Origin of the sequence: Nocardia shimofusensis NBRC 100134 (assembly GCF_001613125.1) — a bacterium.
In the GTDB taxonomy this organism is placed as follows: Bacteria; Actinomycetota; Actinomycetes; order Mycobacteriales; family Mycobacteriaceae; genus Nocardia; species Nocardia shimofusensis.
In genome coordinates this window covers 183611-207489 of sequence record NZ_BDBT01000005.1, presented here as the reverse complement: position 1 = coordinate 207489, position 23879 = coordinate 183611, and the positions used below count along the sequence as shown (strand labels likewise).

At 68.7% G+C, this 23879-nt stretch carries 23 protein-coding genes; 7 read left to right on the top strand and 16 right to left on the bottom strand.

Annotated features, from left to right (window positions below; genetic code table 11):
• Positions 1–37 precede the first annotated feature (37 nt).
• From NS3_RS07830 to NS3_RS07810, 5 genes are read right to left on the bottom strand one after another with little or no spacing between them, the layout of a single operon-like run.
• Positions 38–835 carry an ESX secretion-associated protein EspG gene (locus NS3_RS07830; protein ID WP_067855946.1) on the bottom strand — a complete coding sequence of 266 codons (798 nt, stop codon included), beginning with the start codon at positions 833–835 and terminating at the stop codon, positions 38–40.
• Entirely contained in the window at positions 832–3441 is a 2610-nt protein-coding gene (locus NS3_RS07825; RefSeq protein ID WP_067855943.1) for a hypothetical protein, read from the bottom strand. The genes NS3_RS07830 and NS3_RS07825 overlap by 4 nt, the downstream gene beginning before the upstream one ends.
• 46 nt (positions 3442–3487) lie before the next feature.
• The gene (locus NS3_RS07820) at positions 3488–3979 is read right to left on the bottom strand and encodes a YbaB/EbfC family nucleoid-associated protein (protein WP_067855940.1); all 492 of its coding nucleotides are present in this window, start codon (positions 3977–3979) and stop codon (positions 3488–3490) included.
• Positions 3976–4320 carry a hypothetical protein gene (locus NS3_RS07815; protein ID WP_067855937.1) on the bottom strand — a complete coding sequence of 115 codons (345 nt, stop codon included), beginning with the start codon at positions 4318–4320 and terminating at the stop codon, positions 3976–3978. Before NS3_RS07815 ends, NS3_RS07820 begins: the two co-directional genes overlap by 4 nt.
• A gap of 23 nt (positions 4321–4343) precedes the next feature.
• Positions 4344–6131, bottom strand: coding sequence for a WXG100-like domain-containing protein (locus tag NS3_RS07810; protein WP_157101232.1), 1788 nt, complete (start codon positions 6129–6131; stop codon positions 4344–4346).
• Positions 6132–6322: 191 nt separating this feature from the next.
• Here NS3_RS07810 and NS3_RS07805 point away from each other — a divergent pair, with 191 nt between their 5' ends.
• Positions 6323–7444, top strand: coding sequence for a hypothetical protein (locus NS3_RS07805; protein WP_067855931.1), 1122 nt, complete (start codon positions 6323–6325; stop codon positions 7442–7444).
• Between the two features lie 110 nt (positions 7445–7554).
• On the opposite strand, the gene NS3_RS07800 is transcribed toward NS3_RS07805, so the two are convergent.
• From NS3_RS07800 to NS3_RS07790, 3 genes are all read right to left on the bottom strand, one after another.
• Entirely contained in the window at positions 7555–10221 is a 2667-nt protein-coding gene (locus tag NS3_RS07800) for a cation-translocating P-type ATPase (RefSeq protein ID WP_084495150.1), read from the bottom strand.
• A gap of 8 nt (positions 10222–10229) precedes the next feature.
• Positions 10230–10892, bottom strand: a complete 663-nt coding sequence (locus NS3_RS28330) for a DUF2267 domain-containing protein (protein ID WP_169811614.1) — start codon at positions 10890–10892, stop codon at positions 10230–10232.
• 129 nt (positions 10893–11021) lie between these two features.
• Entirely contained in the window at positions 11022–11567 is a 546-nt protein-coding gene (locus NS3_RS07790) for a DUF6764 family protein (protein ID WP_067855928.1), read from the bottom strand.
• Between the two features lie 266 nt (positions 11568–11833).
• Here NS3_RS07790 and NS3_RS07785 point away from each other — a divergent pair, with 266 nt between their 5' ends.
• Positions 11834–12661, top strand: coding sequence for an RNA polymerase sigma factor SigF (locus tag NS3_RS07785; protein ID WP_067855925.1), 828 nt, complete (start codon positions 11834–11836; stop codon positions 12659–12661).
• A gap of 19 nt (positions 12662–12680) precedes the next feature.
• Here the strand turns inward: NS3_RS07785 and NS3_RS07780 are convergent, their stop codons facing one another.
• Positions 12681–13835, bottom strand: coding sequence for a site-2 protease family protein (locus tag NS3_RS07780; RefSeq protein WP_067855922.1), 1155 nt, complete (start codon positions 13833–13835; stop codon positions 12681–12683).
• 70 nt (positions 13836–13905) lie between these two features.
• On the bottom strand, positions 13906–16260 hold the full coding sequence (locus NS3_RS07775) for an arylsulfatase (RefSeq protein WP_067855919.1): 2355 nt from the start codon (positions 16258–16260) through the stop codon (positions 13906–13908).
• A 362-nt stretch (positions 16261–16622) separates the two neighbouring features.
• On the opposite strand from NS3_RS07775, the gene NS3_RS07770 reads away from it, so the two are divergent.
• The 4 genes from NS3_RS07770 (at position 16623) to NS3_RS07755 (ending at position 19339) form a co-directional block, all read left to right on the top strand.
• The gene (locus NS3_RS07770) at positions 16623–17567 is read left to right on the top strand and encodes a formylglycine-generating enzyme family protein (RefSeq protein WP_067855916.1); all 945 of its coding nucleotides are present in this window, start codon (positions 16623–16625) and stop codon (positions 17565–17567) included.
• Positions 17568–17740: 173 nt separating this feature from the next.
• Positions 17741–18319 (top strand): nucleotidyltransferase family protein, encoded by a 579-nt coding sequence (locus NS3_RS07765; RefSeq protein WP_067855913.1) that lies wholly within the window; start codon positions 17741–17743, stop codon positions 18317–18319.
• A gap of 4 nt (positions 18320–18323) precedes the next feature.
• Positions 18324–18611 carry a BON domain-containing protein gene (locus tag NS3_RS28935; protein WP_245649507.1) on the top strand — a complete coding sequence of 96 codons (288 nt, stop codon included), beginning with the start codon at positions 18324–18326 and terminating at the stop codon, positions 18609–18611.
• Between the two features lie 5 nt (positions 18612–18616).
• The gene (locus tag NS3_RS07755) at positions 18617–19339 is read left to right on the top strand and encodes a metallophosphoesterase family protein (RefSeq protein ID WP_067855910.1); all 723 of its coding nucleotides are present in this window, start codon (positions 18617–18619) and stop codon (positions 19337–19339) included.
• Positions 19340–19360: 21 nt separating this feature from the next.
• On the opposite strand, the gene NS3_RS30505 is transcribed toward NS3_RS07755, so the two are convergent.
• Positions 19361–19543 (bottom strand): hypothetical protein, encoded by a 183-nt coding sequence (locus tag NS3_RS30505; protein ID WP_067855907.1) that lies wholly within the window; start codon positions 19541–19543, stop codon positions 19361–19363.
• Positions 19544–19655: 112 nt separating this feature from the next.
• On the opposite strand from NS3_RS30505, the gene NS3_RS07745 reads away from it, so the two are divergent.
• Entirely contained in the window at positions 19656–20717 is a 1062-nt protein-coding gene (locus NS3_RS07745) for an ArsO family NAD(P)H-dependent flavin-containing monooxygenase (protein ID WP_067856221.1), read from the top strand.
• 83 nt (positions 20718–20800) lie between these two features.
• On the opposite strand, the gene NS3_RS07740 is transcribed toward NS3_RS07745, so the two are convergent.
• The 5 genes from NS3_RS07740 to NS3_RS07725 form a co-directional block, all read right to left on the bottom strand.
• Positions 20801–20944 (bottom strand): CsbD family protein, encoded by a 144-nt coding sequence (locus tag NS3_RS07740; RefSeq protein WP_245649506.1) that lies wholly within the window; start codon positions 20942–20944, stop codon positions 20801–20803.
• Positions 20945–21042: 98 nt separating this feature from the next.
• Positions 21043–21198, bottom strand: coding sequence for a DUF6131 family protein (locus NS3_RS29475; protein ID WP_169811613.1), 156 nt, complete (start codon positions 21196–21198; stop codon positions 21043–21045).
• 43 nt (positions 21199–21241) lie between these two features.
• Positions 21242–21514 (bottom strand): hypothetical protein, encoded by a 273-nt coding sequence (locus NS3_RS07735; RefSeq protein ID WP_067855901.1) that lies wholly within the window; start codon positions 21512–21514, stop codon positions 21242–21244.
• 290 nt (positions 21515–21804) lie between these two features.
• Positions 21805–22818 (bottom strand): nitronate monooxygenase, encoded by a 1014-nt coding sequence (locus NS3_RS07730; RefSeq protein ID WP_067856218.1) that lies wholly within the window; start codon positions 22816–22818, stop codon positions 21805–21807.
• A 91-nt stretch (positions 22819–22909) separates the two neighbouring features.
• A complete protein-coding gene (locus NS3_RS07725; protein WP_067855898.1) occupies positions 22910–23722 on the bottom strand; it encodes a FadR/GntR family transcriptional regulator in 813 nt (270 codons plus the stop codon).
• Positions 23723–23879 lie beyond the last annotated feature (157 nt).

Below are 23879 nucleotides of genomic sequence, written 5' to 3'. Positions count from 1 at the left end.
TTCTCGATGATGGGCCACACGGTTCCGGCTGCCGGTTTCAGTCTTCGGTCTCCATATGCGATTCCATCCGCGCCAGCGTGTGATCGATCTGTTCACGCACCCAGTCGGTGAGCCGGGCGCTGCTCATGGCGGTGGCGACCGGGGCCGGGTGGTCCAGGGGCATGACGTAGCGGCCGTCGTCGGGGAGGTCGCGCCAGAGCATCCCGGCTTCGACCCGGCCGCGCGGCCCGTATTTCGAGCGACCCTGCAAAACCTTGACGATGCCGGTGCTGACCGCGGGGGTCGCGAAGAAGGCATCGCTGCTGACCGTGTCGTCGGTGTCGTCGTTGTCGGCGATGCCGGACGACGGGCCGGTGTCGACGGGCGCAGGTTTCGAGGTCGGCAGCGCGAGTGGGATGTCGCTGAGCCGACCGGCGCGGCAGGTGGGCAGCAGCGCGAGTACGGCGTCGGCCAGCGCGTGCGGGTCGCACTCGGCCACGTCGAACCCGCCCGCGTGCATGAGGGTTTCGCCGGGGCGCTGGGTGATGACGTATCCGCGGGCGCGGTGCCGCACAGCGTGCACCCGGGTCCGTGCTTCCGGATTGTCGAAATCCTGGTCATCCCAGGCGTGTGCCACGACGAAGACGTCCGGCCGGGCGATGGCGGCGGCCATGGCGTCGAGTTCGTGGTCGAACCGGGTGCGCAACTCCTGGCGGACCTCGAACTTCTCCCGCTCGTAGTCGTCCGCCAGCCGAGTTCGGCTGGTGAACACGAAGGGGGCGGGCAATTCGCCCTGCCGCACTTCCTCACACAGGAGGTTGAACTCCAGGTCGGTGAACTTCCAGATGCGGCTCACGAGTCGATCACCGGCTTCACCCGATCCGGGACGGCGCCGATGGCGTCGTCGAGGTGGGACTTGGACTGCAGGTACCTGGCCGGTTTGTGCGAGGTGTTGCCCTGCGCCCCACCACCGCCCGCCCCGGCTCCGGCCGGGCCCATCATCGGGGGGCCGCCCATCCCGTTCGCGCCTGGACCCGCGGTGGCCGCTGCCGGGTACATCGGCTGTTCCGCACCGGCCGGCGACGCGCGCGGGAACATCTGCGAGGTACGGGCCTGATGGGTCGGGTGCTCGGACAGTGTGCCCGCGCTGCCCACCCCGCCGCCTCCGGCTCCACCGCTGGAGCCGCCGCCACCCGCGCCTGCCGCAGGATCGACCGGCAGGTCACCGGCGGCGGCGCCGATGGCATCCGGATCGAACCTGCGCAACATCTCGTGCAACTGATCAGCCCCGGCCGAGCCGGCGCCGAGTTCCCCGAGCGACCCCAGCCCCTGCGTGAGCGCCTTACCGATCTGCCCCAGGAAGTCCTTGCCTGCCTGGGCGAACGACGCCGGGCCGCCGTCGATGCCCGCCGTCTGGCCTGGCAGCCCGGCACGTGCGGTCGACGAAGCGCTGGTGCCGGTCGCGGAGGCGAGTGCCTTTTCGTCCAACGCGTTGGGCAGATTGTCGAGTACCGAACGCACCTGTGCCGGGTCGAGTCCGGTGAGCGTCGCCAGTTCGGCGACGTCGGCGACATCCGGGATGTTCTCCAGCACCGAGCGCACCTGTTCCGGGGAGAGGCCGCTCGTCCGGGACAGGGCATCCTCGTTCAGCAGATCGGGTAGCGCGTCGAGCATCGACCGCACCTGGGCAGGGTCGGCGTCGAAAGCGGTGGCGAGCGCGTCTTCGAGCCCGCCGGCACCGGGCCCGCCCGCACCCGAACCCGATGATCCGCTTCCCGATCCACCGCCACCGAACGATCCGCCTTTCGCGCCGTTGGGCAGCGGAGCCGATCCAAGCGACGAATAGCCGGGCACGTCGGCCTCGCCGGACCCCGACCCGGAACCGGTCGATTCGCCGGGAAGGCTGCTGCGCGGGAACGGGTTTCCCGAACCCGACTGCGACCGAGTCGCCCCGCCGTCCGCCGAGCCACCGCCGGACGAGCCGACCGGGGTCGACGCACCGCCGGCTCGGGCCGCGGCGGACTCGGCTTCCTGGCGAGCGGCTTCGTAGCCGGGCGGCAGCTGACCCTGCGTCCCGGAACTCCCGCCGCCGCTCGCGCCGTTGGGTAGCGGCGTGCTTCCTCCGGCCCCGGAACCGCCGGATCGATCGCCGCGTGCCCCGGAGCCGTCCGTGTCCCCGTCGGATCGCGTTGTCCCGTCACCATATTCGAGCGATGGATCGGCCTGGCCGTAGCTCCTCGGGTACCGAGGGTCCTGCTGCTGGCCGCCGTAGCCGTACGGGTCGTCCCAGTCCTGGCCGTCGCCGTTGCCGTACTGACCATTGCCGTACTGACCATTGCCGTACTGATTGTTGCCGTACTGACCATTGCCGTATCGGCCGTTGCCGTATCGGCCGTCGCCCGGAGGGTTGTTCCCGGGCTGGTTTCGGTTCGGATCCCCCTGCGGCGCCGGCTGGGCGATCGGGCCGTGCACCACCGGCATCACCGACACGGTGTTCTTCATGCCCTCGCCGTAGTGCTTCTGCCACTCTTCGCGGTACCGGCGGGTCACCTTGCCCGGGCAGCAGTCACCGGGATCGGGGCTCGAGGGCATGCTGAGCTTGGTCAAGTACAGCCACTGCGCGCTGTAGTCCAGGTTCTGGCTCATCGCGATCATGGAGGTGACCAGTGGCTGCACACCCTCGGAATACTTCTCGACCGCTGCGGCCGCCGCCGTCGCGCCCTGCCCCTCCCATGCCTCGGTGCCGGTGTCGATCGCGTTGACGAAGGTGTTGAGCTTGCTGAGCAGGTCGTTGGCGATGCTGTGCCAGGTGCCTGCCGCGGCCAGCACCGGCGCCGCATCCAGATCACGCCCCAGCTCATATAATTCACTGAAGGCGAGACTGTCCTTGTTCTCGATGTTCGCGGTGACGCCCGGGTCCTTCTCGCCCTGGTAGTCCTTCAGCGAGGAGGGGAAACTCTCCGCCTTCGCATCGTGGACGTGCAGCTTGCCGTCATTGTCCTTCCAGCCGAATCCACCGTGTGGTTTGCCGAATTCGGCATCCGGCCCGCCCGCCTTCCGTGCGCCGGGCGTGTACTGGCCCGCCTCGGTGGGCATCGCCAGTTTCTCGAGCGCACGGAAGTCGTTCCCGGCATCGCCCTCGGCGTTCGCGTAGGCCTTGCCCGCCGCGATGTAGGTCTCGCCCATGTCTTTGACGATGTCCGCGTGGTCCTTCAGGATGGTGCGCAGCCGACTTCCCTTGGCCGTGAACGCCGCCGCCAACTGCGCGCCGGAGGTGAGATTGCCGATCGGCGCGACATTGTCCAGGCGCAGATTCGTCACGGCGGCGGCCATGCCGAGCAGGTCGTCCACCAGGTCGGCGCAGGCGCGAGCGGCGGCCAGCGCGTCGGCCGTGTCGAACTTCAGATACCCGGCTTTCGCCTGGTTCTTCAGGTTCGACCAGGTGCCGGGTTCGAGAGCCATTCCCGTTCAGCCCTTCCTGTCGTGCGGGTGCATCGCGTGCGCCGCGTCAGTCGTCGTTGTCGGCCACCACGGACCGGCGTGCGTGGGCGTCGGGGTCGTCGTCCCCGGGCCAGCGGTTCAAATCCGGCGGCGTCAGCGGCGGTGCCGGGGCTGTAGGCAGGAGCGACCCGAGATCCGGTGCCCCCTCGATGATGTCGGAGAGCTTCGGCAGGGCGTTCTTGCGCTCCAGCAACGGCTGCATGAGTTCCCTGCTGCGCTCGGCCACCTTCGCGGCCGCGGCCTGCGCCGCCGCGGTGACGCCCGCCGCGATCTCCTCGAGGGTCAGGTCCAGGACGTCGTCGGCGAGCTTGGTGGCGATCAGGATGCCGTCGGCGTTCACCGTGACTTCGATGCGTTGCTCGCACGCGGTCACCGTCTCGGTGAGCTGTGCGCGCCGCTGCTGCAGTTCGGCGATGCCGCGGAACTGCTCGCCGAGACCCTCCACCAGTGCCGCCATGTCGGCGCGCAGGCGCTCGTTGACGGTGGTCTGCCCGGTCACGGCTTCGGCTTCCCGAATCCGTCGGCGTTGCCGGACTCGGCGCCGGACAAGATGTCGGCGGCGTCCCGCTGCCCGGTCGCCATATCGCCCAGCATGGTCGCGGCGCCGAGGGCGCCTTCGATCAGGTTGTCGCGCGCGGCCTTGTAGCCTTTGTCGCCGTCGAAGAACTTGTGTCCGCGCTTGTCGTCACCCCACGGCATCACGGTGCTGTCGGACTCCACGCCGCTCAGGGCGCTGCGCAGCTTGTCGGCGACCCCCTTGGCGTCGTTGGACAACTCCCTGGTCAGGTCCGAGGCGTGACGCAGCTTCTGGGGATCGACATCCAATCGCTCCGCAGTCATGGCACTCCTTCCGTGTCGTCGAACTACAGGCTGAACGGGACGTCGACCTGCCGGCCGGGTTCGGCGGACACCACACCGGCCGCGGGGGCGGCGCCGGGCGGCACCAGCCACTGCTCACCGGAGGAACCGCTCGACGACGGCGGGCTGTAGGGGCCGGGCAGTGGTTCCACCCACGGCCACTGTTTCGGCCGTGGCTTGCCGCGCACGTCCTTGCCCTCGCCCAGGAACGGCTCATGGTGGTTGGCGATCGGGTTTCCGTTCGCGCCTGCGCTGCCGCTTCTGCTTCCGCCGCTTCCGCCGCTTCCACCGGAGCCGCCGGAGCCGCCGGAGCCGCCGCTGTGCCCGCTGCTCGACGAGGAGATCGGCGGGATCGGAGGACCGCCGTGTGACGATTCGGGCCGGGACGGCGGTGGTGGAGTCCAACCGCCGTCGACCGAGGACGACCACGAGGTAGGTGGCTGATCGGTACGCGATTCGTAGAACACCGTGCTGCCCGAGCCACTGCTCGAACCGCTGCGCGTGCTCGAACCGCTCCCGCCGCTCTGAATCGAACTCACCGCGTCGTAGAAGACGGTGCTGCCCGAGTCGCTGTCGCTGCTGCGCCACGACCCCGACCGGCTCGATGAGCCCGCGACGGTGGAATGCACCGGCCGAACCGAAAGCGACCCAGGCGCATCCGAACCGATGATCGACCGATCGGACGATCGGGAGCTCGAGCCGCTACTCGACCCGTCGCTGCCCGGCGGCGGTGGGGCCGCATCGCCGGGTTTCGGTTTGGGCATCCAAACGTAGGAGCGGATGTCGCCGTGTCCCGGCGGAATCGGCTTGCCGAGGGCGAATCCGCCGCGCGCGCCGCCCACCATCGCCCCCCGGCTGATGCCGCCGACCCAGCCCGCGCCCGAGCTGAACGACGAGAAATCCCCGGTCGCCGCGCCAACGGCCAGGTTGCCGAAGGCTGTGCCGACCGCACCCGACGCCCCACCGATCACGATGCCACGGCCGACCCGGCCCGCGACGTTGTCCAACTGCTTTCCGGCGACCTTGTCGATGCCCTTCCCGAGGTAGCGCCCGAATTCGCGCCCGGGTACGACGCCCGCGACGCCGGCGAGGACGGAGAGCCCGAATTCCTTGCCGTTGAAATGGCGTCGTTTACCCGCCGCGAGCTGGCCGACCTGCACCGAGCCGTTGATCGTTCCGACGATGGCGGTCGCCTCGACGGCCCGCACCCCGTAAACTCCCCAGCCCTTCGCGGTGGGGAAGACAGGCCGCAGCCGCGCGGCCTGGGTCCAGAAGTGACGCTTCGCGGTCGAAGCGCCCAGCCGCGCCGCGAGATTGGTGATCGCCTTCTGCACGAAGTCCTCGAACACCTTGAGGAACGAGCGCGTGGTGGTGATCGCGGCCGCCTCCACCGCCGGCGCGGTCGGCGGAAAGAGCCAGGCCCACAGGATTTCTATCGCCAGCCAGGCCAGCGTCACGATGACGGTGATCTTGGTGGCCTGGATCTCGGTGCCCATGTCGAAAGTGCTGTCGCCGACGGTGCCCATGAACTTCGCCAGCGCCTCGATGGACTGGTCGCCGGAGCGCAGTGAGTCGTAGCGGGCGCCCATGGCGGCGCCGCCCTCTCCCTGTGGATAGGCGTCGATGGTGGCTTGCCTCGCCGCGTCGATATCGGTGAGCAGAGCTTCGAGTTCCCTGCTCGCTGTCTTCCACGCCTCCGACACCGCCCACGTGAGGTCCTCGTCGCCCTCCGGCCAGGTGGTGCCGGCCACCCAGGCCAGCCACCGCAGACCCTCGGGCATGTCTATGGTCATCGCGGCACCGCGGCGGCCCCGCACCGGCCCGTCGGATCGATCACCACAGCTCTCCCATCGGCACGTCGTAGTTTCGTGGGATTAGAACGCAGCCAACTGAATTCGTGATGACGGGCAAACGAATTCGCCGCGCCCGCGCTGTTCGCTCCCGGGTGGTAGCGTGCGGGCCCGATCGAGGAGGTGCCGATTTCGTGACCGCAGAAGATTCGTTCCCCGTCGACTCCGTGCCATCGCTCGCCGCCGCGTCGGACTCCGTGAGCCGTCGGATCGCGGAGGACCTGGTCGCGCTCGCGCCGCCCGGCTGGCACGAAATGCAGGCGGTGTTCGCGCTGACCGCTGTATCGGAGTCGGCGTCGGTGTTCTTCGCCGACGAGCAGGGCAACCCGGTCCAGGCCTTGCCGTCCGAGGAGGTGCTCGCGATGGTCCGGCGGCATCGCGAGGCGTCGGCCGCCCTTCCCGGCGGCCCGTGGTGGCGACTGCTGGTGTCGGCGTCGGCGTCCGGCGAGATCGTCGCCGAACCGGACTTCGGTGACGAGCCCTTCCCCGACGACCATCTGTGGCCGCCGGAGGTGTATCGAGCCGACCTGGAGGCGTATCCGCGGACGCGGCTGCCGGTCTGGCTGGCCGCCTACATCAGACACGAGGACCGGCAGTCCCGACCCCCTGAACAGGCAGCGGAACAGGCCCGAGCCGCCACACTCCCTCCTGGTATCGAGACGACGTTGCCCACGCTCCCGTTGCTGGTCATGCGCTGGGCGGCGCTCGCCGCGGCGTTCGTGGCAGCCCGATCGCCGTGGGGACCGAGGGTTCTGCCCGCACTGGGCCTGTTCGAAGGCGCCGAACGCAGCGGTTCCTCGCTGTGGCTGGTACCCGGGGATCGGGCAGTGCTGTCCGGCGGAGTATGGAACGACCCGGCTCTGGACGCCGTCTACAACACCGGCGCCCCCATGCCGGACCTCTACGCGGGCGCGCCGGGGTGGGTGTCGAACCAACTGCTCAATCCCCGCGCCGGGGCCGGTCTGCTCTCCTTCTGCTACTGGTGGGAGGGCGGCCGCTGGTATCGCGGCGCCGCGCCGTCCGCCGGTGAGGTCGCCGCCGCGATACCAGCGGTCTGGACCGGAGAGAGTGCCGCCGACATCATCGCCTCGCTGGCCGAGGAAGCGGGAATCGGCGCGCGGAACGCGGCCATGGAGCTGGTTCTGGCCGCCGAGCACGGCCAGGCCGAACGCTCGATGCTCGTGCGGCTCTTCGGCGAACAGGGGGATGTGGACGGAGCGTTGCAGCAGCTGCTGATGGCGGGGGCGGCGGGCTGAGCGGCCGCGTCGGCTGCCGGCCCGGCGAGGATGCTGCGGGTCGGGAACTCAGGCTGCTCGGTCGTGATGTGGCGTAGCGTGATGTGGCGTAGGTTCGGCGCGATCGGATCTCAGCGTCCCACGGTGGCTCGCGGCGATTCGGCGTCGTGATGGCCGCGCGGCGGGGACGAACGGCCCACTCGGGCCTGATCCGATGACCGCCGTCGGTGGCCGCGCCACGCTTTGTGCGCGGTGTCGGCCACCAGCATGGCCGGGACGGCGGCGGCCGCCGCGACCCAGCCCACCGAATCGGGCGGGGTGCCACCGAGCAGGCCCGGCAGCGGCGGCACCCAGAGGAAGACCACCAGCAGAGCGAGTTCGGTCGCGACAGCGAAGAGCAGCAGCGGGTTGCCGCGCCACCCGGTCGCGCCGAACCACCGGGTCTCGCTGCGGCACAGGAACGCGTTGGTCAACTGCCCCAGGACCACGGCCGTGAACAGCGTGCCCGACGCGGTCGCCAGCAGTGCCGCGTCCGGGGTCGTGCCCAGGGTCCACCCGCCCACTCCGAGGACGAGCAGGAAGGCGATCATGCCGACACCCGCCTCCACCGGGCCCAGCACCCCGAACGCGCGCCGCAGCAACGGGCCGTCCATCAGCGAGCCGCTCCGCGCCGGCCCCGACATGGTGCGCGGATTCGGCGGCTCGGCGCCCAACGCCAGCGCGGGCAGCATGTCGGTGCCGATGTCGAGGGCCAAGACCTGCAACACCGTGAAGCCGAGCGGAATCGAACCGCCGGAGACCGCCCACACCGCGAACGGCGTGAGTTCGGCGACGTTGTCGGTCAAGTGGTAGGTCAGGAAGCGCCGGATATTGGCGAAGGTGGCCCGGCCGAGGTGGATGGCGGCGACGATGGTGCCGAAATGATCGTCGAGCAGGACCAGATCGGCGGCTTCTCTGGCGACGTCGGTGCCGGACGCGCCCATGGCGACCCCGATGTCGGCGGTGCACAGGGCCGGTCCGTCGTTCACGCCGTCACCGGTCATCGCCACCACGTGTCCGCGCTTCTGCAGGGCGAGGGTGATCCGGAGTTTCTCCTCGGGAGCCACCCTGGCCACCACCACGCCGTCACGTTCGAGCAGGTCGGCGAGCGCGTCGTCGTCGGCGGGAAGGTCCTTTCCTTCCACCACGATGCTGTGGTCGGGCCCGAAGAATCCGATTTCGGTGGCGATCGCGGTGGCGGTGCCGGGATGATCGCCGGTGACCATGGCGATCTTGATCCCCGCCGTCCGGCACGCGGTGATGGCGGCGGCGACATCGGCGCGCGGCGGGTCGGCGAAGGCGAACAGCGCGAGCACCCGCGGCGCGGTTGCCGGATCAGGCGCATGAGCGACCGCGATGACTCGCAGGCCGCGCGCGGTCAAGTCCTCGAGTTGTGCTGCGGCCGTGTCGGTGTCGGTGTCGGTGTCGGTGTTCGCCGGGCGCCCCCCACGGCGGCAGGCGGCGAAGACGGCCTCGGGCGCGCCGATGAGGTGCAGACCGTCGCGGTCGGTGACCGTCGCGAGGCGGATCCGGTTGTCGAACGGCTCCCGGTGCAGTGGCGGGGGCGCGGACCGGACGTCCAGTTTTCCGGCGAGTACATGCACCGCCACCTCGAGCGGGTCGCCGACCGGCAGCCAGCGGTCCTGGTCTTCGCGCGCGTGCGCGTCGGGAGAGCAGCGGGCCGCGGAGTCCGCGGCGGCACGGGTGGCCGCCACCGCGTCCGGGTTGCCGCGAGCGTGGCCCTCGGGGCGGTAACCCTCGCCCTCCACGATCACGCTGCCCGCCGCCGTCCACACCTCGACGATCTGCATCTCGTTGCGGGTGAGCGTGCCGGTCTTGTCGGTGCACACGAACGTGGTGGCCCCGAGGGTCTCGACCGCTTCCAGTCTGCGGACCAGGGCGTTCGCGGCGGCCATCCGCTGGCCCGCCCGAGCCAGCGACAGCGTCACGGTCGGGAGCAGCCCCTCCGGCACCAATGCGACGGTGACGCCGATGGAGAACAGCAGGCTCTGCGTGGTGTCGCGCCCGAGTACGGCGAACACGGCGAAGGACAGCCCGCCGACCCCGATCGCGATGAGCGCCACCATCCGCACGACGCGGTGCAGCTGCCGCGACAGCGGACTCTGCGGCCGGGTCGCGTGCTCGGTGACCGCCGCGAGCCCCGCGAGCCGGGTGTGCGAGCCGACGGCGGTGACCCGCGCTTCGCCCTGGCCGCTGACCACATACGTCCCGGCGAACAACCGCGCGCCGGGCTCGGTGTGTACCGCCCTGCTTTCCCCGGTGAGCATCGACTCGTCGACCTCGAGCTGTCTGGCGTGGATGTCGAGCACTTCGGCGTCGGCGCAGATCCGGTCGCCCGCCCGCAGCACCACCAGATCGTCGAGCACCAGGCCGGTGGACTCGACCACCGCCAGCCGGCCGCCACGGCGCACCCGGGCCCGGACCGGGAGCAGGTCACGCAGCCGTTCGGCGGCGCGGTCGGCCCGATACTCCTGGGCGAAGGCGAAGACGCCGTTGAGGACGACGACCACCGCGATGGCCACGGCCAGCGCGGGCATCCCCGCGATCAGCGCCAGCCCGGCGGCCACCCACAGCATCACCGCGAAGAAATGCGTGAGCTGTGCGGTCAGCAGTGTCAGCGGGTGCGGGCGCTTCGGCGCGGGCAGCGCGTTCGGCCCGTCACGCCGAAGTCGTTCGGCGACTTCGGCGTCGGTGAGGCCACCGGCCGCAATGAGCTCGCGGGAGCCGGGCCCGGCCACGTGCGGTGTCAGTGCTTTCGGACGGTGGGGACGAAGCCCTCGGCCAGCAGGATCCGATGCGCCTCCTGTGCCGCGGAGGCCGCGCGGTCCTCGTCGGCGCTGTTGATCGGGAGCTGCTCCAATCCGCGGGCGAGCGCGGCGACGGCATCACCGAGTGCGCGGACCTGTTCCCGCAGGGGCATCGGCTGATCGGCGGCCGATCGCCTGTGACGGCGCTCGGCCTCGGTGGCCGAGCCTTCCTCGGTGGCCTCGATCCCACAGAGCACGGCGTACAGGTGACCGGGCAACACCGCGAACACGCGATCGATCTGCCCGGGGGAGAACAGCTCGGACAACACGGCGGTCACCGCCCCCGCCACCTCGGCGACCTCGTCCCGGCCGATGCCCGCCGCCCTGGCGAACTGTTCGGTGAAGGCCGCCTGCCCGTGATGCACCGGCACGTGCGCAGGCACCCAGCCCTCGTAGTAGATTCCCCGCAGCAGTTCGGGCAGCTGGGCGGTCAGATGCGCGGAGTTCGCCACGCCGATGCGGTCGCGGACCACGTGCATCCATGCCCGCAGGGCACGGTGGGCGAATATGTGATCGTCGGTGCCGAGAGCGTCGGCGACGGCGCGCAACCAGTCGTGAGCCGTCTGCACAGCGGGCGCGAACGGATCATCGGAATGTGACACAGCAGCCTCCTCGGTGTTCACCCGGTGCGAATCGGGACGGCGCATCCTTTCAGCGTGCGCCGACAGGTCACCGATCCCAAGGGACCAAAGGCGCCGAACGGCGGGGGCGATGGTCCCGCGATGCCCAGCTCATCGCAGCCGCTCCGAGGCGCTGTCACCCGGTAGCGTCCAGATCCCGAAGGGTGTCGCCAGGCAGGCGGCCCCACTGCGCTCGTCCCAGGCCAGCGCGCCCGCTCCCAAGCACACCACCGAACCGGCGAGTCCGCCGCCGACCTCGGCGCGGGAGCCGGCGAACGCGATCGCCACCGTTCTCGACGGCGCCGTGTCCGGTTCGCGGTCGGCGCCGGTGCTCAACGCGAGGGCGTCCGGACCGAATCCCGCGGCCAGTGCGAGGCCTTCGACGCCTTCACTGGCTCCGACGCCTCCGGCCACGCCGACGCCGAGCGCTTGCGAGCCGAGCGCCGCGTTGGCGTAGCCGACGCCGTCGAGCCCGACGGAATGCGCCTGCCCGCCCACGGAACCGGCTGCCCGGCAACCGGTTCCGCCCTCGATGACGGTGGCGTCGATGCCCGCGTCGGCGGCGCAGTGCACAGCCGAAGCCGACGCCGTGGCCGGGAGAACGCTCGCGGCTCCCACCGCCGCGGTAGCGCAGACGATCGCATCGACGAACTTCATGGGCAGGCTCCCTCTTTCGCGGCAGTCGGTCAGGATCCGCCGGTGGACTGTGGTGTGTTCCTCGGCGAGCACCTACCCGATTGAATGTGTGGGAAACGGGCCGAGATTCGCATCGGCGACGAGCCGCGGCCTGCGAAATCTGTCACTCTCGGGGGCCCGGGGTGACCACGGCCACGAAAACAGTGCCGTGGGGCCTTGTTTGATTCCGGCTCGAAGGGGGTTACCTGGCTCCATCAACGTTCTACCCAGGATCGAGAGGCATTCGCATGAGCGCAGCACCGAATACGAACTCGAGCTCGTCGCGTCACGACGGTGATTCCTACGACAACCTCGAGCCGTGGTTCGACAAGCTCGCCGCCCTCGACCCCGCCGACCCCCAGCGCGCGGAGCTGCGCGAGCACATCATCAAGCGGTGCCTGCCGTTGGCCGAGCACATCGCTGCGCGCTTCCGCGGCCGCGGCATCGAGCACGAGGACCTGCAGCAGGTCGCCTATGTCGGCATGCTCGGCGCGATCGACCGCTACGACCCGGCCCGCGGGGCCAGTTTCCTCGGCTTCGCCGTGCCGACGATCATGGGCGAGGTCCGCCGCCACTTCCGCGACCACGCGTGGAGCGTGCGGGTCCCGCGCGGTACGAAGGAACTGCAGGGAAAGATCGCACCCGCTGTGGAGAAGTTGTCCCAGCAACTCGGGCGGATGCCGCGCCCGAGCGAGATCGCCGCCGAACTCGGCGTCGAGCGCACCGAGATCACGCAGGCCATGATCGCCGCGAATTGCTACAACACCGACTCCCTCGACGCTACCCACCAGGACGAGGAGGGTGCGGGCACGACCATGGCCGCGCGTCTGGGCGCCGAGGAACCCTGCTACCGGCTGCTCGAAGACGCCATGGCGGTCCGGCCGTTGCTGGCCGCCTTGCCGCGGCGGGAGCGGGACGTGCTGGTGATGCGATTCTTCGACAACCTCACCCAAGCCGAGATCGCCGAACGGATCGGGGTTTCCCAGATGCAGGTCTCCCGAATTCTGACCCGAACTCTTGCCCGGCTGCGGGATCAGGCGCTGGCCGAACCGTCGGCTCGATACGCCGCCGCCTGACCGGTCGACTGTCGGCGGGTCAGGTCGTCTGTCCTCTTCGCCGGTCCTGGATCGGCAGACCCAGCGCGCTGCGCTGGCAAGCGGTGGTGAGATCCGTCGCCGTCAGGATCCCGATCAGCCGGCCCCCGTCGTCCACCACGGTGACCGCGTCGAGATCCGGCCGAAGCAGTGTGCGTGTCGCGACAGCGGCGAGCAATTCGTCGGGATGGGCGCGGGCGGAGGCGGGAAGCGGCCTCGCGACGCTGCCCAGTCTGGACGTCGGGCGGTGTTGGGCGGGGATCGGCAACAGATCACGCAGCGACAGCACACCCACGGGCACGCCGTCGGCACTCACCACCGGAAAGACCTGGTGACCGGTGCGCGGCGCGTCCGAGCACAGCAATTCGGTCACCGTCCAGGTCTGCGGTAGTGCGATCGGGCGTTCCGTCATCACCTGCCGGACCGTGGTATTCGCCAGTTGATGTCGCATGCCCGCGGCGCTCAGTTCCACGCGTGCCGCTGTGGTCAGGAACCAGCCGAGCATCATCAACCACAAGCCGCTCAGGTCGCCGAGCAGCACGATCTCCAGGCCGCCCGCGCCGATCAGAGCGAAGCCGATGACGCGGCCGGTCCGCGCGGCCGTGACCGCTGCCCGGAACTGGTCGCCGCCGCGCCGCCACAGCACCGCCCGCAGGACGCGTCCGCCGTCGAGCGGAGCGCCCGGCAGCAGGTTGAATACCGCCAGCAGGAGGTTCATCACCGCCAGCCACACCAGCACATCGAGCACCGGCGCGGCGACGAGGCCGTCGAGCAGCGAGCCGGTGAGCAGAAAACCCGCGCCGAGCGCCGCGCTGGTCAAGGGCCCGGCCAGCGCGATACGCAGATCGGCGGCGGGGTCCGGAGGTTCTTCTCGCAGTTCCGACAGCCCGCCGAGCAGCCACAGGACCACTCGCTCGACGTGTACACCGTGGCGTCGAGCGACGATCGTGTGCGCGAGTTCGTGCGCGAGCAGGGCCGCCGACAACCCCACCGCGCCCGCCGCCGCACTGAGCCAGACTCCCGGTGAGCCACCGTGCACCGAGGCGAGCCATCGGCCCAGCACCACGGTGAAGAGCGCGACGGTGGCCAGCGCCGACCAGTGCACGTCGACCCGCACGCCGGTGATCCGTCCCAGCGGTACGCTGCCGCGGAGCACGTCAGCGCTCCCGTGTGGCGGGCACCATCACGTGATCTTCCTCCTGCGGTGGGGAGAGCCTCGGTCGTGGTCAGTCGATCACGAACCAGCCTCGCACTTGCGCCTCGTGGTCGATGTACCGTTCACCGGACACATCGACGACGACCTTGTCGATTGTGCCGCCGGTGAAGGCGAATGGGGAGGTGTAGTCCGGTGACACCGGCGACGCGCTGTCGCGTCCGACGCAGATGCCGTCGCCTACGAGGCAGAACGGTCCCGGTTGGGTGACGATCTCCCCGATGGCCACCTTCTGGTCGTCGAGGTAGAGGGTGGCCGTTCCCTTGAAGCCCGGCATGGTCGGATCGGTGTTCTTGCCCTGGAGTACGAACTCGGCGGTGCACACATGCGAACCCGGGGTCATGTCGCGGTCGGCGATGATGTTCTGCAGGTGGGTTCCGACCCAATTGAATGCGTAGTGCAAACGCCGGTCCTTGACGTAGAGGCTGTGTCCGCCGGTGACACCGCCGTGCGCGAAGAGAACTCCCTCGGCGTCGGCGGTGTCCACACGAACCCCGGCCGCGAGCGTGTACGAGCGACCGATGATCGAGACCCCGGCGGATTCGGGAACATCGGCGCAGTCCGGAAAGTACACATATCGGCTTCGTTCCTTGCCGGAGCGCGGGCGCTCGGCGACGGCCTGCTCGACGGCGCTGCGGTCGTCGAGGGGGAGTCCGTTGTAGAGCCCGGCGTAGTAGAACCACAGATCTTTCAGCGACGCCAGACGTTCGGGTTCGTCGTTCGCGAGGTTTTCCGCCTGGGCTCGGTCCGCGTCGAGGTGGTAGAGCTCCCACACGTCCCGTTCGTAGTTGCCCCACCCCGACAGGGGTGGATGCACAGAACAGGCGAGCCATCCTCGGTGGTAGAGCGACCGTTGGCCGAGCATCGTGTAGAACTGCGTCTGCTTCCCCGGCGCCTCGGGATCGGTCAGCGCGGCCGCGAAGCTCTCCCCCTCGATGGGGCTCTGCGGGTAGCCCTTCAGCATTTCCGGTGGCTCGATTCCCACCAGTTCGTAAATCGTCGGAACAACGTCGACGGCATGGATGTACTGGTGCACAGGTTCGCTCCGGTGCGCGAGTTTCCCCGGCCAGGCGACCAGGCACATGTCGGCGATGCCACCCTCGTAGCCGGCCCACCGCTTCCAATACGGAAACGGCGTATCGAAGGCCCACGCCCATCCGGTGTTGTAGTGGTTATACGAGGTCGGACTGCCGAGTTCTTCGAGATGCGGAAGTGTTCCCTCGGTCGTATCGGCCACCCCGTTGAAGAAGCGCCACTCGTTGAACGAGCCGTTCGGGCCGCCCTCGCCACTGGCGCCGTTGTCGGAGATGACGACGATGATCGTGTTGTCGAGCTGCCCCGTGTCGGCCAGGAAATCGAGGACCCGCCCGAGCTGATCGTCGGTGTAAATGACGTAGCCGGCGAATACCTCGGCCATGCGTGCGAAAAGGCGTTTCTCCTCGGCGGTGAGCGTATCCCATGGCCGGACGCTGTCGATCTGTGGCCATGGTTGCCCGTCCGGTCCGGTGGTGGCCGGCTCCCCGTGCGGGTTGATGGGCGAGAGTTCGGTGTCCTCGGGCAGTATGCCTAATTCCTTCTGCCGTCGGAGAATTCCGGCACGGATGGACTCGTAGCCCTCGTCGAATCTGCCCTTGTATCGGTCCGCCCACTCTGTGAAGACGTGGTGCGGAGCGTGCGCTGCCTGTGGCGCGAGATACATGAAGAAGGGCTTGTCGGGGTCTACCGATTTCGCGTCCCGGATGAACTCGATCGACTTGTCGGCCAAATCTTTCGACAGGTGGTATCCGTCCTCGGGAACGCCGGGAGCGTCGATCGGATGATTGTCGTGTACCAGGTCCGGATACCAGCTGTTCGTCTCACCGCCGAGAAAGCCGTAGAAGCGCTCGAACCCTCGTCCCAACGGCCATCGGGTTTTCACCGCCGACATATTGATTTCGTCCCCCGGGGTCAGATGCCATTTTCCGACGCAGTAGGTATTCCAGCCCCGCTCGGCCAGGACCTCGGAGATGAACCCGTTCTCGAAGGGGATGCGGGTCGAGATCCCCGGGAATCCGGAGCTGAATTCGGCGATGGTCGCCATGCCGTTGCTCGTGGCGTTGCGGCCCGTCAACAGTGACGCGCGGGTCGGGGAACACAATGCCGTGGTGTGAAAATTGGAGCAACGCATCCCCATGTCCGCGATGCGCCCCATGGTGGGGGCTTCGACGGGGCCGCCATAGACATCCATGGTGCCGTACCCCACGTCGTCCCATGCGATGAACAGGATGTTCGGAGCGCCTTCGGGGGCCTGTGCGGGCAGATATGGTGTCCAGTCGGGGACCGAGTCACGAATGTCGACCGCGATCTTTCCCTGGTGTCTTCCGGCCATGGTGTCGCTCCATCCGATGCTGCCATGGGATCGCCGACCCGGCCCCGCGATCCCTCTGGGCGCCACTGTCCAGCGGGCTGCCGCGATCGTCGTCGTTTGGTTTGCCTGATTATTGCCGTTTCGGGCGGCTCATAGCGGCGTCGAAGTACTCGGGGGACCAGAGGGACTCACCAATTGTGGGTGAGCGGAAACTCGTCGCGGACGAACGTCGATCCCGATGCGGGATCGTGCTCGTCCTCCCCATCGTCTACTCCACTTCCCGCGGGTGTCAATGCCGGAGCGCGAGCGGACATGACTGCGGGTTCCGGCGCAAGCGTGTCGATACCCTTGCGCCTGCGTACAGCAGTGGCACGCTGATCTACATGACACGTACTGCTCCGAAGAACATGGAGTGGATACCCGGCGGGACTTTCTGGATGGGATCTTCGGACTTCTATCCGGAAGAACGAGCCGTGCACCAGGTCTCCGTGGACGGCTTCTGGATGGACATCCACCCGGTGACGGTGGCCGAGTTCAGGCGATTCGTGAAGGACACCGGATACCGCACCACCGCAGAATCGCCCCCGGACCCGGCGCAGTACCCGGAAGCGGACCCGTCCTTGCTCGTTCCGGGTTCCTCGGTGTTCACCCCGACTCGCGGCCCGGTGCCGCTCGACGACTACCGGCGCTGGTGGTCTTTTGTGCCGAATGCGGATTGGCGCCACCCGCGCGGCCCCGGAAGCGATCTCGACGGCCGGCAACGCCATCCGGTCACCCACATCTCCTGGTTCGACGCCGCGGCATACGCGCAGTGGGCAGGGAAGGAATTGCCGACCGAATCGGAGTGGGAATTCGCCGCGCGGGGTGGCTTGGATCGCCAGCCGTTCGTGTGGGGTGCCACGCACGAACCGCACGGCAGGCGTGCCGCCAGTGTCTGGCAAGGCCGGTTTCCCTGGGAGAACCTGAACAATAACGGCGTAGCAGATACATCGCCGGTGGGTCGGTTCCCGCCGAACGGCTACCGGCTCAGCGACATGGCGGGCAATGTATGGGAGTGGACGGCGGATTATTACACCGCCGATCACGCCGGGGCGGGCACGATGGCATCGTCGGCAGAATCCTGCTGTATTCCCGCCGATCCGCGGATCGGCGGGAATACAGCACCCGAGCCCGAACCCGGAGAGCCCTGCGCGCGCCGGGTGATCAAAGGCGGCTCGCACCTGTGTGCGCCGAACTACTGCCTGCGATACCGACCCGCGGCACGCCAGGGTGAGACCGAGGACTCCTCGACAAGTCACATCGGCTTCCGATGCATCATCAGACCGTGATGCTGGGGCAGTTCATGTTCGGTTTGTCCGGGTAGCAGCTCGGCGTCAGAGATTCGACCGCGCCGGATCGGGTAGCCACGGAGTGCGAGTGCCGAGTTCGCGGGCACGTGCAGATGACAGGCTCATTCGAGCGAGGAGTGGCATGGTCCCGAGCTGGCGGGTAGGCGGTCTCCGTGTCTGTCGGCATCGATGAACTGCTGCACGCACTGACCCGGGCGGTGAACGTGCTCGCGGCAGCCGGTATCCCGTTCGCCGTCGGCGGCGGTTGCGCGGTGTACGCGCGCGGCGGGCCAGCGTCCCAACACGATGTGGACATCCTGGTCAAACCCCGAGACTGCGACCGGGCAGTGCGGACCCTCGCACGGGCCGGAATGCGGGTCTGTGATCCGCCGGAGGATTGGCTGCGCAAGGTGTACGCCGACGGGGTCCTGATCGATGTGATCCATCGTCCGAACGATCGCCCGGTCACCGACGACCTGCTGAATCGGGCCACGACCATGCGCATCGGACCCGCCAAGGCGCCCGTCGCCAGTTGCACGGACCTCATGGTGGACAAGATGCTGGTCTTCGACGCGCATCGACTCGACTTCGCGCCCCTGCTCCAGGTCGCGCGCGATCTGCGCGAACAGGTGGACTGGGCCGAAGTCGACAGACAGACGCGCACTTCACCGTATGCGCGCGCGTTCTTCGGGTTGCTCGTCGATCTCGGGATCATCGCCCGGCCCGAGCATGCCGGCCCAGAAAGGGGATGAAGCCGTGGGATCGCCGGAACCGCTGCAATACGCCGTCGCGCACCTGAGGAGAGCCCTGGCCGAGGACGAGCGCACCTACGAGCTCGGAATCCACGTCACCATCCGCGGGGAGACGATCGTGCTCGACGGCGAGGTCGAATCCGACGAGCGCAGACAACTGATCGAGACCGTGGTGCGCGAGACGCTGCCCCAGCTCGCGGTGCACAACGATGTGCGCGTCGCACGGATCACCGCACCGGATCAGCACGAAACGCTCAGCGTGACTCGTCGGTCGCGTCGCGAAAGGAGTTGAGAGAATTGCGCATCGCGGCGGTGGGGGACATTCATCTGGGCGAGGATTCCCGTGGTCGCTGGCGAGAAGCCCTCGCCGAGCTCTCCGCGCGAGCTGATGTGCTGCTGTTGGCCGGTGACCTCACGCGACACGGCACCATCGGCGAAGCCGCCGTGGTGGCCTCCGAGTTCGGCGATTGCGGCGTGCCGGTGGTGGCGGTGCTGGGAAATCATGACTATCACAACGACCTTCAGGCGGAGATCACCGACCTTCTGACCGCCGCGGGCATCATCGTCCTGGAAGGAACGTCGGTACAGCTGGACATCGGTGGTGCGACGCTGGGCATCGCAGGAACCAAAGGCTTCGGCGGCGGCTTCGCGGGCAAGTGCGCGAGCGCGTTCGGCGAGCCGCAGATGCGGATGTTCGCCCGCCACACCGAGGAACTCGCCGTCGCGCTCGGTCGAGCCATGGCATCCCTGGACACGGACTTCACTGTGGCGCTGACGCACTACTCACCGGTCAGCGACACCTTGCACGGCGAACCCGACGAGATCTATCCGTTCCTCGGGTCCTATCTGCTGGGGGAAGCCATCGACACGCACGGCGCCGATCTCGCGGTGCACGGACACGCCCACGCCGGCACGGAGCACGGCACCACGCCCGGTGGCATCCGCGTGCGCAATGTCGCCCAGCCGGTTCTGCGTGCGGCATACGCGATCTACGACCTCACCTCGGCTGCCATCGTGTGACCGTGAGCCCACCGGCGGCTGCTACGGCCCGGGTGGGTGCGCCGGATAGATCAGCCGCTCGTCACGGATCCGCGCGTGCGCGTTCAGGGCTGCGGGTCTGATCGAGTTGGGCGAGAGGATGTCCACCACCTCGACGCCACGGATGATCAGCGCGGCGGTGATCAGCCTGCGGTGGCAACGCCACGGGACCGCCTCGCTGCACATGATCGCCGCCTGACCGGTCGATCGCCTGCGGCTGCTGCGATCGTCGGAGGACGTCGCGGCGGCGGAGGCCGGTGCAGTCGATCGCCTAGGATCGGGCCGTGTGGCCACTTCGCTGAGCACGATCGACGTCGATGTGTTGGTGATCGGCGGCGGGCAGGCCGGGCTGGCAGCCGGGTATTACCTCCGCCGAGCCGGACACGATTTCGTCATCCTCGATGATCAGCCGGTTCCCGGCGGTGCGTGGCCCCACACCTGGCCGTCGCTGCGACTGTTCTCTCCTGCGGAGTACGCGTCCCTGCCGGGCCGTCCGATGCCACCGTGGCAGGGCGGGTTCCCGCCCGCGCGGCACGTCATCGAGTACCTCTCCGATTACGAGCGACGCTACGAGTTGCCGGTCCGGCGACCGGTGCGCGTGCGGGCCGTCACCCGCGACGACGACGGGCAGCGACTGCGCCTCGACACCACCGCCGGGGTGTGGCGGGCCCGGCGGGTGCTCAGCGCCACCGGCACCTGGCAGCAGCCGTTCTGGCCGATCTACCCCGGCGCCCGCTCCTTCACCGGCAGGCAATTGCACACCGTGCACTACCGCACGCCGGACGAATTCGCCGGTCGGTCGGTCGTCGTGGTCGGCGGCGGCAATTCCGGTGCGCAACTGGTCGCCGAGATCTCCGAGATCACCGACACCGCGTGGGTGACCACCCGGCCGCCGCGGTTTCTGCCGGACGATGTGGACGGACGTGTGCTGTTCGACATGGCGTCGCGGCGCGCCATGGCATTGGCGGCCGGACGCCAGGACCCAGGTGGCATCAGCAGCCTCGGAGACGTAGTGATGGTGCCGGAAGTCCGTGCCGCCAGGGACCGCGGTGCGCTGCGGACGCTGCCGATGTTCGACAGGCTGACCAGTCGAGGTATCCACTGGGACGAGACCGGTCGGAGCCGGCGCGCCGAAGTCATCGTGTGGGCCACCGGGTTCCGTCCGGCTCTCGCGCATCTGCGGTCTTTGCGGTTGAGGGAGTCCGACGGCACGGTAGCGGTGTCGGGCACGCGAGCGGTGAAGGAATCGCGACTGCATCTGCTCGGGTACGGAGACTGGACCGGTCCGGGTTCGGCCACACTGATCGGGGTGGGGCGCACCGCCAAAGCGGCCGTGGCGCAGCTCGAGCTCCACGACTGATCCATCCGGATTGCTCGGGACGAGCCAGAGGGCCCCGTCCGGCCGAAGCCGGATGGGGCCCTCTGCTGCACAGAGCCGATGCGTCAACGCTTGAAGGCGTCTCGCACCTTGTTCGCGGCCTGTTTGATGTTGCCGCGGAACTGATCTCGGCGACCCTGTGACTCGAGCCGGGGATTGTCGGTCGCCCTGCCCAGGAACTTCTTCATGTTGCCGCGCGTGGCCTGCACTCGATGTCCGAGCCGGCTTTCACGGCGTGGTGGATTCCGGTCCATCGCGCACCTCCCGCGTCAGTAGTTGGTCGATCGACAGCGTTGGTCGATCGGTGTCAGTAGTAGTGCCTGCGGCCGCCGACCGGGCGGCCCACCGAGCCCGCGATCCACAGTGCGGCGCCGACCAGCAACACCACGATGCCCGCGGTGACCAGCAGGTTGATACCGAGCAACCAGCCGACGATCAGCAGAATCAATCCGAGTACGATCACGGTCTTTCCCTTTCCTCGACAGTCGTGTTCCGACTGAATGTGTTCACGCCTTGGCCGGTCCGGAGTCGCCCGCGGGGCGTTTCAGAAACCGGTTCGCACTCCAGACGGGTCCGCTGCGGGGTGCCGCGGTGTCCTGAGTGACCTGGGGTGCGGGAGTGGCGCGACGGGCTGCCGCGACCTCCCGGCGTGAACGACGTAGCTCCCGGCGCGCTTCACTGCCGCGGCGGGCGGTACGCCACACACCGATCAGCAGGAGCAGCAGACCGAGCATGCCCACGGCACCGATACCGATGCCCGAGCCGAAAACCTCTCCCACGGAGGGAGTGAAAGAATGACCGAAAATTTCGAAATCGCCTGCGGCAACACGCATCTGGTCGATGTCGGCCGCGACCACCGCGAACCCGACTGCGACCGCGGTTAGCAGAACCGCGAGCCCTGGAACAATGAACATGAGTTTCCCGCTTCACGCTGAAATGTTGTGACACGACGGCTATTCCCGGTACCGGGGTGTCCAAACAGCGCGGGCGAAAAATAGCAATGCCCCTGAACGCGGGAGTTGGTGAAGGTGCTGAAGGGGCGGGAGGGGGCGAAGGTGCCGTCGACGGATTACTGCGGGGTCAGATCCTCCAGGATCGCCTTGGCGGACCCCGGCCGGGCGGACCGGAATCCCATGCCTGCCCACAGACTGGTGCCGTGCGGATCACCCGAGCGGACCGCGGCCGCGCGCAACGGCCCGGTGATCTGATGGACCTCCGGATAGCCCAGCGGAGCATGCGGGTCGTGGCGGCGCATGAAGTCGTTGACGAGCCCGCGCGCGTAGCGGCCGGAGAACGCTCGGGTCAGGCCGGTCTCGGTGAACTCGGGGGACTGCAGAGCGGCTCGGTGGACGGCATTCGTACCCGCTTCCTCGGCCGGCAGCAGGGCGGTCCCGATCTGCGCGGCGACGGCCCCGAGCCCGAGAATTCGCGCGACGGCTTCCGCGGTGGACAGCCCGCCCGCCGCGACCACCGGAACCACACGCCCGACCTGGGTGAGGAGTTCGTCCAGGGAGGTGGTCCCCGGCTCCGCTGCCGGGTCGAATGTCCCGCGATGTCCACCGGCCGCGGGACCCTGCACGACGAGTGCCCGGGCGCCGTCGGCGACGGCCAGCTCGGCTTCGGCGGGAGTGGTGACCGTGGCGAGGGTCAGGATGCCTGCTCGGGCGAAGGCGGTCATCCACTCGCGGCCGGGGGAGCCGAAGGTGAAGGACACCGCTGCCGGGCGGGCGGCTTCGACGAGTTCGAGCTTGGCCTGCCAGCCGTCGTCGTCCGGATGCGGTGCGCCGGGTTCGGCGCCGAAATGGGCGGCTTCGGCGGTCAGCGACTCGCGGTATCGGACGAGCTCCGGCTCGCGGGCGATGCTGGGCTGGGGCACGAACAGATTCACGCCGAACGGTCGAGTGGTGAGTGCCCGGGTCTGCTCGATCTGGTCGGCGACCTGCTCGGTGGTGCGATATCCGGCGGCGAGGAAGCCGAGTCCGCCCGCCGCGGCGACGGCGGCGGCGAGCGCGGGAGTGGACGGTCCGCCTGCCATCGGAGCGCCGACGAGAGGCAACGTCAGGTCGCGCAGATCGAGCATGATGATCCTTTCCGGCGGTGGTGGATCGTGCACCGCGTGCGGTCCTGCGCGGCGACCCGGACGGCCGGCGCATGGTGGCCCAGGGTGCCCGGCGCTATCCGAACAGGTCGATGACCGGGGTGTTCTTGTCGTCGCGCGAGAAGGTGTACTGGGCAGCCACTTCCATGTGCTTGCGCCAGTGCTTCTCGGCGCCGTCCGCGTCGCCCGCCTCGATCAGATCGATGGCCTTGGCATAGGAGCGCAGCATCTTCCGGAAGCGGGCAGGCATGTTCTCGTTGCCGCCGAGTTCCTTGATCAGGGCTTGCCGCAGATGGGTGTCGACGATGTCGGCGAGAACGGCGCCCTGGATGGCCAGCGTCTTGTTGCCACAGCGCTGCATGATGAGTTCGTGGAACCGGTAGCTGGCCAGTGACCAGGTGGCGACGTCCGGGACGGCCTCGAAACCGGCGTCGACGATCTGCCGGAGATCTTCCAGGACCGCGCGCAGATCGGTGATGTCCTGGTCGGTGTGCTTCTCGGCCAGCATGCGGGCGCAGGCCGGCTCGGTGATCATGCGGGCCTCGTAGACGTCCTGCACGGTGGTGCCTTGCAGTTGCAGCAGCAGGCCCACGTGCCGGGCGGCCACCATCGGGTCGGGTTCGAGAACGCGGGCGCCCCCGCGGGAACCGCGTCGCACGCCGATCAGGGATTCGGCTTCGAGGATGCGGAATGCCTCGCGCAAGGTCGGCCGGGAGACCCCGAACTGTTCCATCAAGTGGACTTCGGACGGCAACGTGTCGCCGGTCTTCAACTCGCCCTTGACGATCTGACGGCGCAGGTGGGTGGCGATCAGCTCTGCGGTCTTGGGTGCTCGCAGCACGGTTCCCACACGCGTGACGGTTCCTGTACCGCCGATCGGTCGGCTCATTGGACTGATCCTATCGTCGCGAACAGCATCGCTCACCCCGCCGCGTGCTCGGCGCCGGGCAGTCCGGATACATGGACGTAGTGAGTATATCAGTAATATGATTCAACCATTCGATGTGCAGGCATGCTCTCGACCGGCGAAGCGGTGGCGGGAGACG